This window comes from Enterococcus sp. C63, assembly GCF_040887215.1.
Classification (GTDB): Bacteria; Bacillota; Bacilli; order Lactobacillales; family Enterococcaceae; genus Enterococcus_B; species Enterococcus_B hirae.
Window position 1 is genome coordinate 261,599 of the sequence record NZ_JBFOFI010000001.1, and the last position, 14,215, is coordinate 275,813.

The window sequence follows — 14,215 nt, forward strand, 5'->3', positions numbered from 1 at the left end:
GCTTAGTCCTCCATATTAAATGCATTAGTCTTTTTAAACACAAGTAAAGAAACACAAATGACAATTGCAGAAATAATTAGTGTAATGGCTGAAGCCATGGAGTATTGTGGCGAGGTTCCCGTCGTTAGTTTATAGATCCAAGAAATCAAGATATCTGTTGAACCTGCGCCCCCTCCTACACTTCCAGGACCACCGTTGTTAAATAAATAAATCATCGAGAAATTGTTGAAATTACCAGTATACTGAGTAATAAACGTTGGCGCTGCTACTAGAAAAATAGCCGGTAACGTGATATTAGAGAAACGTTTCCAAGCATTTGCACCATCGATTTTTGCTGCTTCATATAAATCTTCAGAAATGGATTGTAAAATACCTGTTACCATGACATAGATATAAGGGAATCCTAACCACCCTTGAACCATAATGATCGCAACTTTCGTCCAAAATGGATCTGTTTTCCATGAAATCGCGCTAATGTCTACGAATGGCAGATGATTGATAAAAGGAATCACTTGGGTGTTGATCGCCCCCACACTATCATTGAAGATATTAGAGAAACTCATAATTGTTATAAATGCTGGTACCGCCCATGGTAAAAGGAAAATAATACCAAAAAAACGTCTAAATTTAATAAATTTTTGGTGAGCAATAACGGCTGTAAAAATACCTAATGTGATTTGAAGTGTCGTTGCACATAGTGTCCAAATAACAGTCCAAGAAAACACAGAGAAAAAGGTATTACGGTAAGAACTTAAGAAGAAGATACTAAAAAAGTTTTTTACTCCGATCCAATCAATCAAACTAGCAGGTGGGATATGTTTGAAATCATAGTTGGTAAATGCTGTAAATAATGTGACTAGAACTGGAAAAATAATCGTAAAAATCATCAAAAGATAGGCTGGAAGTGTAAGCAAATAAGGAAAACCCTCATCACCAATATTATGTATAACTTCCTTCATCGTTCGGTTGATTTTCTTACCTTCTTTGCGTAAAACTGCGACACGTTTGGCATCTAACAGATTCAGTCCATAGAAAATAAAAAAAATAACCGTAATGATTAGTTGCAGCGTTCCTTGAATCAAAATAAATAAGGAGTGATCCTCCATCGGAACCGTTCCCAGTGTGACTATGCCAATCAAAGAGTGGAAGCCACCAACTATCAGTTGTAGAATAAATGCTACGAAAATACCTAGAAATACGATTCCTTTGAACGCTTGGCCATTAGCAAATTGCCCTAAGCCAGGTATGAGAGACATAAGTGTAATTTTTCTTACATTGATATTATTTTGTTCGTCTTGCATAACGATACCCCCAGTACTACTATTTTATTCTTTGCGCAAGGAAATGAATCAGTCGGCTATCCATAATAGCCATCTATAAGTAACTATTCATAGCAGTTATACATAGTAACTATAAATAGTAGCTATCCATGACAGTCATCAATAATTGCTATCAAAAACAATTTTCCATTCATTTGTAGTCCTCACTCAGTTGCTATAAAAAACTCTGCTCGTGGATGTTATTCACACGAATCAATGTGAAACAGTTAAAGAAAATACACCGTTCAACTGTTTCACCTATTGATCCATGATTTGTTTTATGATTTGGTTGACCAAATGAGATTTAGTGGTCTATTATCACCACATCTAGTAAAAATATCCATTTGATCGTGAATAGAGATCGCTTTGTTACTTTTAATATTTTTGCTCAATCGCTTCTTTTATGGTTTTCACTGCTTGGTTAGCAGATTCTTTTGGCGATTTAGAACCTGAAGCTGCATCAAACATTAAGTTTTCAGCACCAGTCCAAACTTCAGCCATTTCTGGAATATTTGGCATTGCTTGCGCAGTTTCATACTGATCAATCACCGCAGTTGTCAATTCATCATTTTTTGATTTAGCTGTTTCACGTGCTGCTTGATTGGCTGGAATCTCATTGACCATTTCAAAGAATTTTTCTTGATTTTTTGTGTTTGTCACATAGTCTAACCATTTTTGTGATAATTCTTTGTTTTTAGAATAGTTACTTGCTACCCAACCTTTTCCTCCACCAAACGGTTGATAAGATTCGCCGTTGTTCAATGTTGGAATTTTTGCTACCCCATAATTGATTTTGTTGTCTTTATAAGTTTGTGCTTGCCAAGGACCATCAATGATTGCTGCTGCTTTGTTAGACATGAATTGTTGGCTAACGAAATCGCCTGCACTCTTGATATCTTGCATCCCTTTTGGCCAAACATTTTGGAACCAGTTTGTAGCATAAGTGATTCCTTCGATTGATCCTGCATTATTTAGACCAATATCTGATGGATTAGTTCCGTTGTCACCAAAAACATACCCGCCATAGCCTGCTAGTAAACCATAAGAATAATAGAAATCAGTCCATTTTGCTAAGAATCCAGTATTTTTTCCTGCTTCTGATTCAAAGGCAAAGCGTTTGTCTTTGGCTAGATTTTCTAATTCTTTGAAAGTGGTTGGTGCTGCATCTACTAGATCCTTGTTGTAGTACAAGACTAATGTTTCGATCACCGCTGGTTCGCCGTAAATTTTTCCGTCATAGGTCACTTGTGCTTTATCTGTTTCATCATAGTCGGCTTCATTTCCTAATTTGACTTCCGCTAAATGGCCTTGTTGTCCTAACGCACCAATTCGATCATAGGCTGCCATCATCACATCTGGTCCTTTACCGGCAGGTCCATCCAAAGAAAGCGCTTCTAATTGATCGAACATATCTTTTTCAACTAGCTTGATTTTGACATCATTCTCTTTTTCAAAATCACCCTTGATCTCATTGATGTAATCTTTATAACCAGAATCTACCGATACAGTTAATGTTTTTTCATCATTTCCACTGCTAGCTGTATCAGCTTTTCCATTACCACAAGCTGCTAATCCACCTAAAATACCAAGTGACAATAAACCCAACCCTAATTTTTTAACATAGTTTTTCTTCACTTTTTGTTCCTCCACTTCCATAAATGTTGTTTGTATAAAGAGTATACTGTTATAAAACGACAACTTGCAAACGCTTTCTGCATGTTACCGGTAACAAGTTATTCACACATCAAAATGAATCCGAATTGTTGAATTTCAGCTTTCCCATCATTTAATAATTCACTATTTTGGCTTAAGATAATTTCATTTTTCTGATCAACCAAATAACTTGTAGAAGATTGATTAAAAATAGCATGGATCTTTTGGCCGTTCAATTCACGAGAAAAATGAATCACGTCTTGACTATCATCAATTAGCTCCCAGCAAATCGTACCTGTGATTAAAATTTCAGATAATCGTTTCCGAAGATAAATCAATTCTTTAATAAAACCGTATAATTCCGTATCTTGTTGCTCTTTCTCCCAGATCATACATTTACGACAATCAGGATCATCTTCTCCAGTCAATCCGATTTCCGTTCCGTAATAAATACAAGGTGCGCCTTTTTGTAAAAACATGAAAGTAAGTACAGCTTTCATCAACTCTTTATTTCCATTACACAAGGTTAGGATTCTCGCAGTATCGTGGGAATCTAATAAATTAAATGTCCCTTCGTTTACTTGATCTTGGTACAGCATCTGCTGATGGTTCATGCCACTTGCCATTTGTGAAGCAGTGATTTTTCGTTTGACAAAATAGTCTTTGATTGAGTCTGTAAACGCATAGTTCATTACAGCATGGAACTCATCTCCTTGTAACCAAGCTTGGGATGAATGCCAGATTTCGCCTAAAATATAAATATCTGGTTTGATTGCAGTGACTTTTTCATGGAACAATTTCCAGAAATGATGATCGACTTCATTAGCGACATCTAAACGCCACCCATCAATATCAAATTCTTTCACCCAATAAGCAGCAATATCTAGTAAATACGATTGAACCTCAGGATTTGCTGTGTTGAGTTTAGGCATGAAAGGTGTAAAAGCAAACGTATCATAAGATAAATTTGCTGCTGTTTCGGGTAAATTCGTCATTTGATAGGCATCCACAGGAAAAGAATGAATATGGAACCAATCTTTATAAATTGATTTTTCGCCATTTTTGATCACATCTTGCCATTGGGGCGAGTCACTACCAATATGATTGAAAACAGCATCTAACATAATGCGGATACCCTTTTTATGCGCTTTTTCGATTAATTCTTTTAACAAGCGTTCGTCACCAAAGGCTGGATCAACCTTCAAATAGTCGATCGTATCGTATTTATGATTAGACATAGCTTGGAAAATCGGGCAAAAATAAATACCATTGATTCCCAAATCGACTAAGTAATCGAGGTGATCAATCACACCCTGTAAATCACCACCAAAGAAATCATCTCGGTCAGGTGCTTTACTTCCCCATGGTAGCGTATGAGCTGGATCGTTAGTTGAGTCGCCATTCGCAAATCGTTCAGGAAATATTTGGTACCAAATCGTTTCTTTTGCCCATTGCGGTACTTTGAAACGATCAATTTCATGAAAATAGGGTATCCGGAAATAGTAATTTGCTTCTGCTAAGTTTGCTGGTTCATACGCAAAAATCCCTTGATCCCCGTAAAAACATTCTGTGCCATCAATCCCTACGATATGAAACCCATATTGTAACCTTCTAGTCGAGCTTGTTTGTTCCACTTCCCAGTAATCATGAACTAAAGTACTCAGACTTTTTTTCATTGGTATTTCTTCCAGATACCATTTTTGTAAATCAATCGTATAAGGATCGCCACTAATAAGATAAACCATTTTTACATCGTCTTTACAGGTACGTAAACGAATTCTGAAAGTATCAGCTGTATATAAAAAAGCATATTCACTTTCCGGTCGATGATAAATTGCTGCGGTGTTCATGTATTTCCTCCTTCATATTTAAGATTACGTGTTCACTATAAAAGAGTGAACAACAAAAGACAAAGCTTTCATTTATGTTATCGGTAACAGAATTCTGTTTCCCATGATTATCTCATCAAAAGGAGAAGTTAGGTCAATGGCGACATTAGCTGAATTATCGGTATTGTAGAAAGTGTAATTTTATACTCGCTACTTGCTGATTCATATAAAAAAAGTTCAACAAAAAGAAAGAATCCAAAAGAGAAAGAGCTGCTTTTGGATTCTTTCTGATTACTTGGTGTATCTCTAAAACGACCACAGTGATCATATTATTTGTCAAACGTTTATTATTAAGAAAAAAGGAGTTCCTTTTTGTAGCAATAACGTTCGATTTTTTCTTGATCAAGGACTGCCCCATTGCCTTTTCCTAAGGGAACTGCAAGTTTCCCATCAGTGAGGCAAGCTTTATTTTTGATGATATCATCGTAGTAATAGCGATCTGATGCCGATATATCGCTAGGGAAAGTAAAGTCATTTTGGCTGGCAAATTGTATATTTAAGCAACGTCCTACTCCCGATTCAAACATTCCACCTAGCCACACCGTCAAGTTATGTTCACGACAAAATGTTACGATGGATAATGCCTCAGCGATCCCACCCACTCTGGGGATTTTTAGATTAATCCCACGACAACTTCCCAAGGTATGAGCGGTTTTAACATCATTTAGTGTACGAATATTCTCATCTAAACAAATTGGTGTTTTTAATTGTTTCTGTAAATACGCATGCTCGATAAAATCCCGTTGATTAAAAGGCTGTTCAATCATCGCTAGGTTTAATCGATCCAATTCTAACAATACCGGTAGATCCTTTAATGTATAAGCAGAATTGGCATCTGCCATCAAAAGTAAGTGAGGAAATTCCTTTCGTAATAAGGTTAATGGTTCGATATCGTAATCTGGTTTGATTTTTAACTTCAACCGCGTATAGCCTTGAGAAACATACATTCGAGCTTGTTTTAACAATTTTGCAGAATCTGTGTGGATACCTAAACTAATCCCAACTGCTAATTCTGTTTTCGTACTTTTGAAAATTTCTCGGAAACTGACATTCTTTCGTCTGGCATATAAATCCCAAATAGCTGTTTCCAAGGCTGCTTTTGCCATAAAATTCCCTTGCACTTTCGTCAATCGTCGCTGAACTTCGAAAGGCTCTTTGATTGGAGACATAGTAAGTAAAGGAATCAATTCATTTTTGATGATCAAGCGACTCATGTCGATCGTTTCTTCAATATAGTCCGCTTGTTGGAAAGAAACCAACTCTCCTACTCCTTGATTGCCTAATTCATCCTCGATTATCAATAAATCAAACGCTTTTTCAGTTAGAATTCCATAACTCGTTTCAAAAGGGGTAGTCAAAGGTAATTTAAGTTGTAATTGCTCGATTTTTCTAATTTGTATCACTTTTTTCTTTCTCCATTATCCATTGATTTACTAGGGAAACAAATTTCGTTGGCTGTTCTAGATGAATACAGTGTCCACTTTTGGGAACCAACGCCATGGAAAACAGACTATTTTCTACAACCAATTTTTTTCCGATTTTTTGAAACTTAATATCATATTCTCCTGCTAAATAAAGGATCGGTCTTTGGATATTTCTAAGCGATGGCCAGTAATTCGTCTGTTGCCCAGTTCCCATGTACATCAAACTAAGCGCCAAACCAATTGGTTGTTGCATAAGTCTTCCTTTGCGAATCTTTCTTCTTGTCGAATCAGGTAGTTCTTTTTGACTTTCAAATAATGGAATTGATTCCCAATAATCTACAAAACCAGACAATGGTTCAGTCATGATCTTTTGCGCTAATAGAAGATCTTTTTTTTGACGTATGAGTCTTTCGCTTACAGAACTGATGCCTGGTGTACCACTTTCCATAATGATGCCTAAAATTCCTTTTGGTTGTTCAATCAGCCAAGTTAACGCGGTACGGGCCCCCATGGAATACCCCAACAAATAAAAGGCATCGATCTTTAATTGCAAAACCAATTGTGCTAAATCTTGAACAAGTAATGGAAGCTTATAGCGATAAGGATGAACATAAACATCCGTCTTACCATGCCCGATCAAATCGATTGCTAAAATATTTAAATCTTGAAAAGGCAAAGAAAAGCTCATGGAAGTTCCGGTAAATCCGTGTAAACAAATGATAGTAGGTCTCATTGGAGATGTTCGCTGTAACCAACGATAAGCATAATTAACACCATTGATTTTTATTTTTCCCTCACTCATTTCGATTACCGTATCCCTCAATCATGTGTTGCCAAAGCTCTGCTGGTGCTTTTTGTTCGCCAACGACTTCAATCAACGTCCAAGTTGAATTTTCTTTCTCTTCTCTATTGTCTTTACTGTCTATTCTTTCTCGACTTTCACAAACTATTTGTTCAAATTCAGTCAGCGATTTGGGCTTTTTATAAGCGCCGCAGTACAGATCTGCCACTTTCTCCAAGTCTAGATGTAAGGGTGTTGAAAACAAAGGATCAAAAAAGGAGTTATCTAATTCCCTTTGAGGAAGGAAAGAAAAGATACCTCCCCCGTTATTATTCAAAACGATCACAGTCACCGGCAGCTCAAGTTCTTTGATTATTTGTAACCCATTCATATCATGAAACAAAGCTAAGTCACCAATCAACAAAAACATCTGCTGTTTCTTAGCCGCACAAATACCTGCAGCTGTTGAAACAATCCCGTCAATACCATTTACTCCCCGATTCCCATAGACTGAAAATCGTTGTTTTGAAAAACCAGCGTAGCGATCAATAAAACGAATAGCATTACTATTGGACAAGAAGAGCGTTTCGTCAGACTCTAGCAACTGAAAAAGATGCTTACTGGCATTGCTTTCGTTATAGGCCTCTAAGGGTAAGGTTGTTTCTATCGTTTGTCGAGCAAGCTTTGCTCTTTCTTGCCAGTAGGATAACCAGTTTCTATCTTCATGAGTATGAAATGCTTCATCGCTCATGTTCTTAACCATGCTACAAAACGTCAGTGGATCAATTGGTAAAACATAATTACTTTGATGTAACCAGTCTTTCCAAGATTCGCTTTCATCAATGATGACATAAGTCAGTTCTTTTGACTGCTTTAAATAAAGCATGAGGTTTTTGGCCAATGGCAAGTTACCAAACTGCCAAACGATTTCGGGTGTTTCTAAGCGTTGATCGGCAAAGATCAAATCAACATGAGAAATATAATTGTCGCTTTCTTTCCCGCAATTTCCTAAATTTGTAAGTGGATCACCAAGAATAGGCCATCCTACGATTTCAGCTAGTTCAATCATTTTCGTTGCCTGTCGTGTGGTCAATTCTCTTCCAACAATAATCAACCCTTTTTTGGTCAACCAAGAATCAAGTTCTGGTAACGAAAAGGAAGTTACTTTATTGATCGTTTCCCCTTTTCTTGAATAATGACGTGTAAATGATTGTGATAAATCCGGCAGTAAAGGTTCTCGAAAAGGTAGATTCACATGTACAGGTCCTTTAGGAATTTTTATTGCAGCAGCCGCACTCTCCCAACCCTGAAAAAACGCATATCTTTCAAAAGATTCTCCTTCTTCTGGCAAAGCCATTCCGATATACTTTTTGACATGGCTTCCATACAAATGTTGCTGATCCATCGTTTGTGGTGCTCCTACGCCCTGCGCCTCTGGTGGACGGTCAGCGGTCAACACAACGAGTGGAACATTTGACGCCTCAGCTTCACAAATGGCTGGATAATAATTTGCTGCAGCAGTTCCTGATGTGCAAATCAGACCCACAGGTTCCTTTTGTGCTTTTGCTAAACCAAGCGCAAAAAAAGCAGCCGAACGCTCGTCCACGTTGATATAGCAATTGATTTCCGGGTCACGATAAGCCAATAAGGCCAGTGTTGTCGAACGTGATCCTGGGCTAATGACCATTTCTTTTAATCCACTTTCTTTCAATCCATGGATAAATGCTAATAAATAAGCAGTCAGCTCTTTTGTGTTCGTCATTCTTTTACACCTCGAATCATCGGTTGAAATTTTAGAGCAGTTTCTAAGTATTCCGCTTCAGGCGTTGAATCTGGCACAATTCCACAGCCAGCATACAACTGGACCTCAGTATCACTCACTACTCCAGAACGAATACCAACTGCAAATTCACCAACATCCTCAGTTAAACTACACCAGCCAATTGGACCACCGTATAACCCTCGCCCAATAGGTTCTTTTTCCGCTATCCAATCAATGGCTGCCTGTTTAGGAACACCGCCTAAAGCTGGTGAAGGATGTAGTTGTCGTATGACTTCTAAAAATGAGAAACCGTCCTGACGGCTCCCTTTCAACGTCAAACAAAGATGTTGAATGTCTCGGTTTTTTAAAAGACTTTTTTCTGATACTGTTAGTTTCCCCTTAATAAATGAGTGCATCTGTTCTGTTAAACGTTCGACGACTAATTGGTGTTCTCCAATATTTTTAGAGTCTTTTAAAAGTTTCTCTCCCAATGTAACGTCTTCTCTTTCGTTTGAACTTCTAGCGATAGAGCCAGCAATGCTAGCGGTCAAAAAATGGGTATCAGTCGCCTGAAGCAAACGTTCAGGTGTTGCGCCAATAAACGCTTGACCTTTTGCTTCTAAAACAAAGTGATAGGTGTTTGGTTGTTGACTAATCAGATGAAGTAAGATTTTTTCAACAGAAAATTCTTTGCCAACTAATTGAATCTGTCTTGCTAAAACCACTTTTTTAAGTGCTGATTTTTTATTTGCTGTGACTTCGATCGTCTCTTCAACAGCTTTTAAGAAATGAGGAACAGCTACTTCAGTTTCTTTTAATATTTGACTTGGCGAAAAATCTGGGACACATCGCTCTTTCATTTCATTAATGAGTCTCATTTTTTCTTTAATAAACTCATCGAGTTTTTTTAAAGTTTTAAAATGATTCCTTGCGGTTATTACAACGGTTAGTTGTTGATGATTTTGCTTGATTAATAGTTCGGGTAGAATAAAACAGCCCTCTGCCAATTCTCCCCAAATAGGCGCTTGTTTTTTGTTTTCAGCATCGAAAGGTAATCCTCCAAAAAGAATCGGAGTCTCTTTTTCAGGAACCAGAAACGAAAGTTTTTTAAAAAACTCTTGTTTAGCATTTATCAGGTCTTCGGTGGACCAGTTTCCACGCTTCTTTAAAAGATTACGCCCAAACCCCAAGAAACCGACATTTTTGTCTGGCGTTTGCCAAAAGAAACGTGTGCCTTTAAAGTCACTCGCTTTTGCAAAGAGATTTGCTAACGGTTCATAAGGAATCTTAAAGCTATAACATACATAGTCAGCTTCAGGTACTTCCTGTAGATTTAGATTAAATAAGTTGGTAGTCAATATAGTTCACTCTTTCTTCTGTTAAAAAAAGTCGTTTTAATGGTTTTCCTGAGGCTGTTTTTGGTAGATCATGGATGACAAAAATTTCGTCAGGATGTTTATAGGAAGCAAGTGGCTCCATGAGATTGCAAATTTCATTAACGCTGACCTTATCTATTAATTTCAAATAAGCTACTGGGCGTTGCCCCCAGTTAGGATCGGCTCTACCAATAACAATAGCCTCTGTAATTTTCTGACTTTTTAAAAAAATTGCTTCAATCTCAGCAGGGTAAATATTTTCTCCGCCAGAGATGATTCGCTCACTCATTCGACTAAGAATTTTTAGTTCACCAGTATCTGTTAAATAGCCCCAATCACCAGTACAAAACCAGCCCTCTTTCGTCCACGAATGTCGATCTCGTCCGTTGAGATATCCTTTAACGATCGACGGACCTTTCAAAAGAATTTCTCCAGATTCATTCGCTTGATCTGTCCCATTGATTTTAATTTGCACACCCATTAGCGGACGACCAACCGTGTCTTTAAACTTTGAATGCAAATTGATTTTACCTGCGACAACTTGGGAACATGTTTCTGTCATGCCATAAGACAACATAACGGGTAGCTTCAACTGGCAACAGTCTTCAAGTAAGGTAGATTCAATCGGACCGCCACCTAATAAAACTTGCTTCAAAGAAGAAGGATAACCGTCTTCTGGTACAAACGGCAACAGATCTTTTAACATTTTCGTGACTAACGACAAATAAGCGGTTTTTTCGCTTAAAATCAGTTGGTTGACTTCTGATGGGTGAAATTTTTCACATAAATGAACGCTAATTCCTAAAACAAGGGAACGTAAAAGAATCGATAAACCACTGATATGGTACAACGGGACGCAACAAAGCCAATTCTCGCCAGACTCGATAGCCATACTTTTTTGTGTAGCTAGGCTACTTGCTTGATGGTTTGAAAAAGTTTGAGGTACTCCTTTTGGCTTTCCAGTAGTCCCAGATGTATACATGATCGAGGCTATTTGCTCCAATTGATAGCCGAAATCAATTGGTGGTTCATTAATTCTCCCGATTAGTTCCTTTTTTTTCGGGAAAGAAATGATGGTTACATTTTCAAAGGAAAAATGTTCAGGATGTTCAGTGATCAATAGTCGTGTATTGGCATCTTTTAACTGATAAGCTAGTTCTTCACTGGTTAACCTTGTATTTAGAAATTGGATCTCCATTCCTAATTCCCATAGAGCTAAGATCGACTGATACATCATTGTCTGATTGTCGCTCAAAATGGCTACTCTTTTAATAGTTTTTTGTTGATTGCTTATAAAACGTTTGAAATAATAAGCAAGTTGCTGTACATAGTGATTCAATTCACTAAACGTTAGACAAGCATCTTTCGTATAAAAGGCTGGCTGATCTGGCTGTTTTAATGCTTGTCGTTGCAACCAACTATTTGGTTTTTGTTTAGGGAAATTTAGGAAATTGGTCAAAGTCCGGCTCTCTCTTTTCTTTGAATGCATCTCGTCCTTCTTGAGCTTCAGCCATCGTGTAGTAAAGTAAAGTGGCATCCCCTGCTAATTGTTGGATCCCCGCTAGTCCGTCTGTATCTGCGTTCATTGCAGCCTTGATCATTCTTAATGCTAAAGGACTTTTCTTCAACATTTCTTCTGCCCACTCTATCGTTACGTCTTCAATTTCGGCTAAAGGTACCACTGTGTTGATCCAATTCATTGCTAAAGCTTCTGTTGCGGAATACTGTTTCGTCATAAACCAGACTTCTTTTGCTTTTTTATGACCGATCACTCGAGCTAGATAGCCTGATCCATAACCGCCGTCAAAACTTCCTACATTCGGACCTGTTTGTCCAAATTTCGCATTTTCAGCGGCAATTGTGATGTCACAAACAAGTTGTAAGACATTGCCTCCACCGATCGACCAACCTTTGACCATAGCAATCACAGGCTTTGGAATGACCCGAATCAAGCGTTGGAGATCTAGCACATTCAAGCGAGGGATTTGATCATCACCTACATACCCGCCATTTCCTCGAACTTTTTGATCTCCACCAGAACAAAATGCTTGATCTCCTGCCCCGGTTAAAATAATCACACCAATATCTTGTCGCTCTCGACAAATAGTAAAAGCTTCAATCATTTCAAACACTGTCTTTGGAGTGAATGCATTGTGTACTTGAGGTCGATTAATTGTTATTTTTGCTATTTTATCATGTTTTTCAAAAAGTATTTCTTCATAGTCTTTAATTGTTTGCCATTCTCTCATATTATTCCTCCTCTAAGTTGAACATTCTTATTATACACAAAAGCCAAAGAAAATGTTTGTAATTTTATGTTTTTTAAGAATTTCTGTTATACTATTCAAAAAAACAAAAAAAGGAATGAAACCTAAAAATGAATTTAATCGAATATTTACAGATTGAGACAATATCTATCTCAAAAGAACAGGTTGAATTGTTACTACCGATTTCTGACATCCATCTCCAACCTTTTGGCTTCCTTCATGGCGGAATCAACGGTATCTTGATTGAAACCGCTTGTAGTATTGGTGCTAACCAACATTTAAGCTCGCCACAATATGCGGTAGGTGTAGATTTACACGTCAACCACCTTAACAGCGCTCAAAATGGACAATTACGAGTGATCGCACGTCCGACTAAAATTGGACGCTCTATCCAATTTTGGGCAGCTGAAATTTATTTAGAAAAAGAAAACGAACCAACCCCTGCTCATCTTATTGCCAATGGTTCTTGCACACTAACTGTTCGTAATGAATCGACATGACGTTGCATTTATGTCCAACCTTTTATCCATTAAATTTCCATCTTTATTTGCTCTTTATCGAAATAAGTAAAAGTAAAAGACATCTTTCATTTTTATTTCAATCGAGAAAAAATATTAATATTCACTATCTATAGCAACATAGTGAACTCATAGCTCCTCTATTTCTCAATCTGAAATGTTAGACTAACCTAACATTTTTTTAAAATAGTAGTTAACTTTAGGTGAATATTACGTTATAATGAAAAAAGCACTAAAAAATTAAAATACAATAATGAATGGATGAAGCAAATGAAAACGATGATTTGGACATACATAAAAATAATGTTTGCCTTAACCATTTTAGGCGTAGGTATCAATATGTTTTTAGGCCCCCACCATATCGCAGCAGGCGGTGTGAGTGGTTTAGGTATTCTCTTAGAATCGGCTTTAGGTTTTGATCGTGCAATGGTCATTTTAGTATTAAATATCATCATGTTGGTATTAGCTCTTGTATTTCTTGGAAAAAAACCTTTTTTCAAAGTGCTTTTTGGAAGTCTTATCTTTCCGCTGATTATTGCGGTCGTCCCTGAAATGATGGTTACGTCGGATCGTTTACTTTCAGTGATCTTTGGTAGTGCGATCTTTGCTCTGGGTGTCGCTATTTTATACAAAAATAATTCTTCAAGTGGCGGAACAACTATTCCACCACTGATCTTCAAAAAGTACTTTCATTTGAATACTTCGATTGGTTTATTGGTAACAGATGCGTTTGTTGTATCACTTAATTTATTTATTTTTGGGTTTGAAGAATTTTTATATGCCATTCTTTCGATCGTCATTACCTCGATTGTAATGTCTTATATTGAAACAGGAATGAATCGTAAAAAATCGATAATGGTGATGAGCGAAACCTCTATCGAAGAAATCCGCCAACGTTTAAGTGCGGAAATTGGTCGTGGCTTAACTTTATTAGAAGCAAAAGGTGGCTACAACCGCAAATCTAAAGAAGTTTTATTGATCGTCGTAACAGACCAGGAGTTTTCAAGAGTCAAACCATTGATCGAAGAAATCGACCCTACTGCTTTTGTGATTGTCAGCAGTGTAGCTGAAGTAACTGGTAGTGGCTTCACTTACCATCCAATTGAGTAATAAGAAGCTTATTCATAAATACTTCCTCTTCTATTTTTGTATTTCTTCTAAAAATTGATTCTGCTTAAATAATTTATCTAAAACGAGTGATACCATAACGTGTAGTCGCTCGTTTT

At 37.2% G+C, this 14,215-nt stretch carries 11 protein-coding genes; 2 read left to right on the forward strand and 9 right to left on the reverse strand.

The window, feature by feature from the left end; translation table 11 throughout:
* Nucleotides 1–2: 2 nt before the first annotated feature.
* The 9 genes from AB3H90_RS01185 to menB form a co-directional block, all read right to left on the reverse strand.
* Nucleotides 3–1,301, reverse strand: coding sequence for a carbohydrate ABC transporter permease (locus AB3H90_RS01185; RefSeq protein ID WP_368015989.1), 1,299 nt, complete (start codon nucleotides 1,299–1,301; stop codon nucleotides 3–5).
* 393 nt (nucleotides 1,302–1,694) lie between these two features.
* Nucleotides 1,695–2,954 carry an extracellular solute-binding protein gene (locus AB3H90_RS01190; protein WP_368015990.1) on the reverse strand — a complete coding sequence of 420 codons (1,260 nt, stop codon included), beginning with the start codon at nucleotides 2,952–2,954 and terminating at the stop codon, nucleotides 1,695–1,697.
* Nucleotides 2,955–3,052: 98 nt separating this feature from the next.
* The gene (locus tag AB3H90_RS01195) at nucleotides 3,053–4,822 is read right to left on the reverse strand and encodes a glycoside hydrolase family 13 protein (protein WP_368015991.1); all 1,770 of its coding nucleotides are present in this window, start codon (nucleotides 4,820–4,822) and stop codon (nucleotides 3,053–3,055) included.
* Nucleotides 4,823–5,151: 329 nt separating this feature from the next.
* Entirely contained in the window at nucleotides 5,152–6,261 is a 1,110-nt protein-coding gene (gene menC, locus AB3H90_RS01200; RefSeq protein WP_368016120.1) for an o-succinylbenzoate synthase, read from the reverse strand.
* Nucleotides 6,251–7,087 (reverse strand): 2-succinyl-6-hydroxy-2,4-cyclohexadiene-1-carboxylate synthase, encoded by an 837-nt coding sequence (gene menH, locus AB3H90_RS01205; protein WP_368015992.1) that lies wholly within the window; start codon nucleotides 7,085–7,087, stop codon nucleotides 6,251–6,253. The genes menC and menH overlap by 11 nt, the downstream gene beginning before the upstream one ends.
* Complete coding sequence (menD, locus tag AB3H90_RS01210) at nucleotides 7,080–8,828, reverse strand: 2-succinyl-5-enolpyruvyl-6-hydroxy-3-cyclohexene-1-carboxylic-acid synthase (RefSeq protein WP_368015993.1); 1,749 nt, start codon at nucleotides 8,826–8,828, stop codon at nucleotides 7,080–7,082. The genes menH and menD overlap by 8 nt, the downstream gene beginning before the upstream one ends.
* Nucleotides 8,825–10,186: an isochorismate synthase MenF gene (locus tag AB3H90_RS01215; RefSeq protein ID WP_368015994.1), complete on the reverse strand. Its 1,362-nt coding sequence runs from the start codon at nucleotides 10,184–10,186 to the stop codon at nucleotides 8,825–8,827. The genes menD and AB3H90_RS01215 overlap by 4 nt, the downstream gene beginning before the upstream one ends.
* Nucleotides 10,167–11,693 (reverse strand): o-succinylbenzoate--CoA ligase, encoded by a 1,527-nt coding sequence (menE, locus tag AB3H90_RS01220; protein ID WP_368015995.1) that lies wholly within the window; start codon nucleotides 11,691–11,693, stop codon nucleotides 10,167–10,169. Before menE ends, AB3H90_RS01215 begins: the two co-directional genes overlap by 20 nt.
* Nucleotides 11,638–12,453, reverse strand: a complete 816-nt coding sequence (menB, locus tag AB3H90_RS01225) for a 1,4-dihydroxy-2-naphthoyl-CoA synthase (protein ID WP_063627140.1) — start codon at nucleotides 12,451–12,453, stop codon at nucleotides 11,638–11,640. The genes menE and menB overlap by 56 nt, the downstream gene beginning before the upstream one ends.
* 128 nt (nucleotides 12,454–12,581) lie before the next feature.
* Here menB and AB3H90_RS01230 point away from each other — a divergent pair, with 128 nt between their 5' ends.
* Together AB3H90_RS01230 and AB3H90_RS01235 are read left to right on the forward strand one after the other, a co-directional pair.
* The gene (locus AB3H90_RS01230; protein WP_096709094.1) at nucleotides 12,582–12,971 is read left to right on the forward strand and encodes a PaaI family thioesterase; all 390 of its coding nucleotides are present in this window, start codon (nucleotides 12,582–12,584) and stop codon (nucleotides 12,969–12,971) included.
* 279 nt (nucleotides 12,972–13,250) lie between these two features.
* Entirely contained in the window at nucleotides 13,251–14,099 is an 849-nt protein-coding gene (locus AB3H90_RS01235) for a YitT family protein (protein ID WP_368015996.1), read from the forward strand.
* Nucleotides 14,100–14,215: the final 116 nt, after the last annotated feature.

Bases quoted from the DNA above. Each gene is read 5' to 3' on its own strand.
- AB3H90_RS01195 (WP_368015991.1), bottom strand. From the start codon at position 4,822: ATGAACACCGCAGCAATTTATCATCGACCGGAAAGTGAATATGCTTTT.
- AB3H90_RS01185 (WP_368015989.1), bottom strand. From the start codon at position 1,301: ATGCAAGACGAACAAAATAATATCAATGTAAGAAAAATTACACTTATG.
- menB (WP_063627140.1), bottom strand. From the start codon at position 12,453: ATGAGAGAATGGCAAACAATTAAAGACTATGAAGAAATACTTTTTGAA.
- menE (WP_368015995.1), bottom strand. From the start codon at position 11,693: ATGCATTCAAAGAAAAGAGAGAGCCGGACTTTGACCAATTTCCTAAAT.
- AB3H90_RS01230 (WP_096709094.1), top strand. From the start codon at position 12,582: ATGAATTTAATCGAATATTTACAGATTGAGACAATATCTATCTCAAAA.
- AB3H90_RS01235 (WP_368015996.1), top strand. From the start codon at position 13,251: ATGAAGCAAATGAAAACGATGATTTGGACATACATAAAAATAATGTTT.
- menH (WP_368015992.1), bottom strand. From the start codon at position 7,087: ATGAGTGAGGGAAAAATAAAAATCAATGGTGTTAATTATGCTTATCGT.
- menD (WP_368015993.1), bottom strand. From the start codon at position 8,828: ATGACGAACACAAAAGAGCTGACTGCTTATTTATTAGCATTTATCCAT.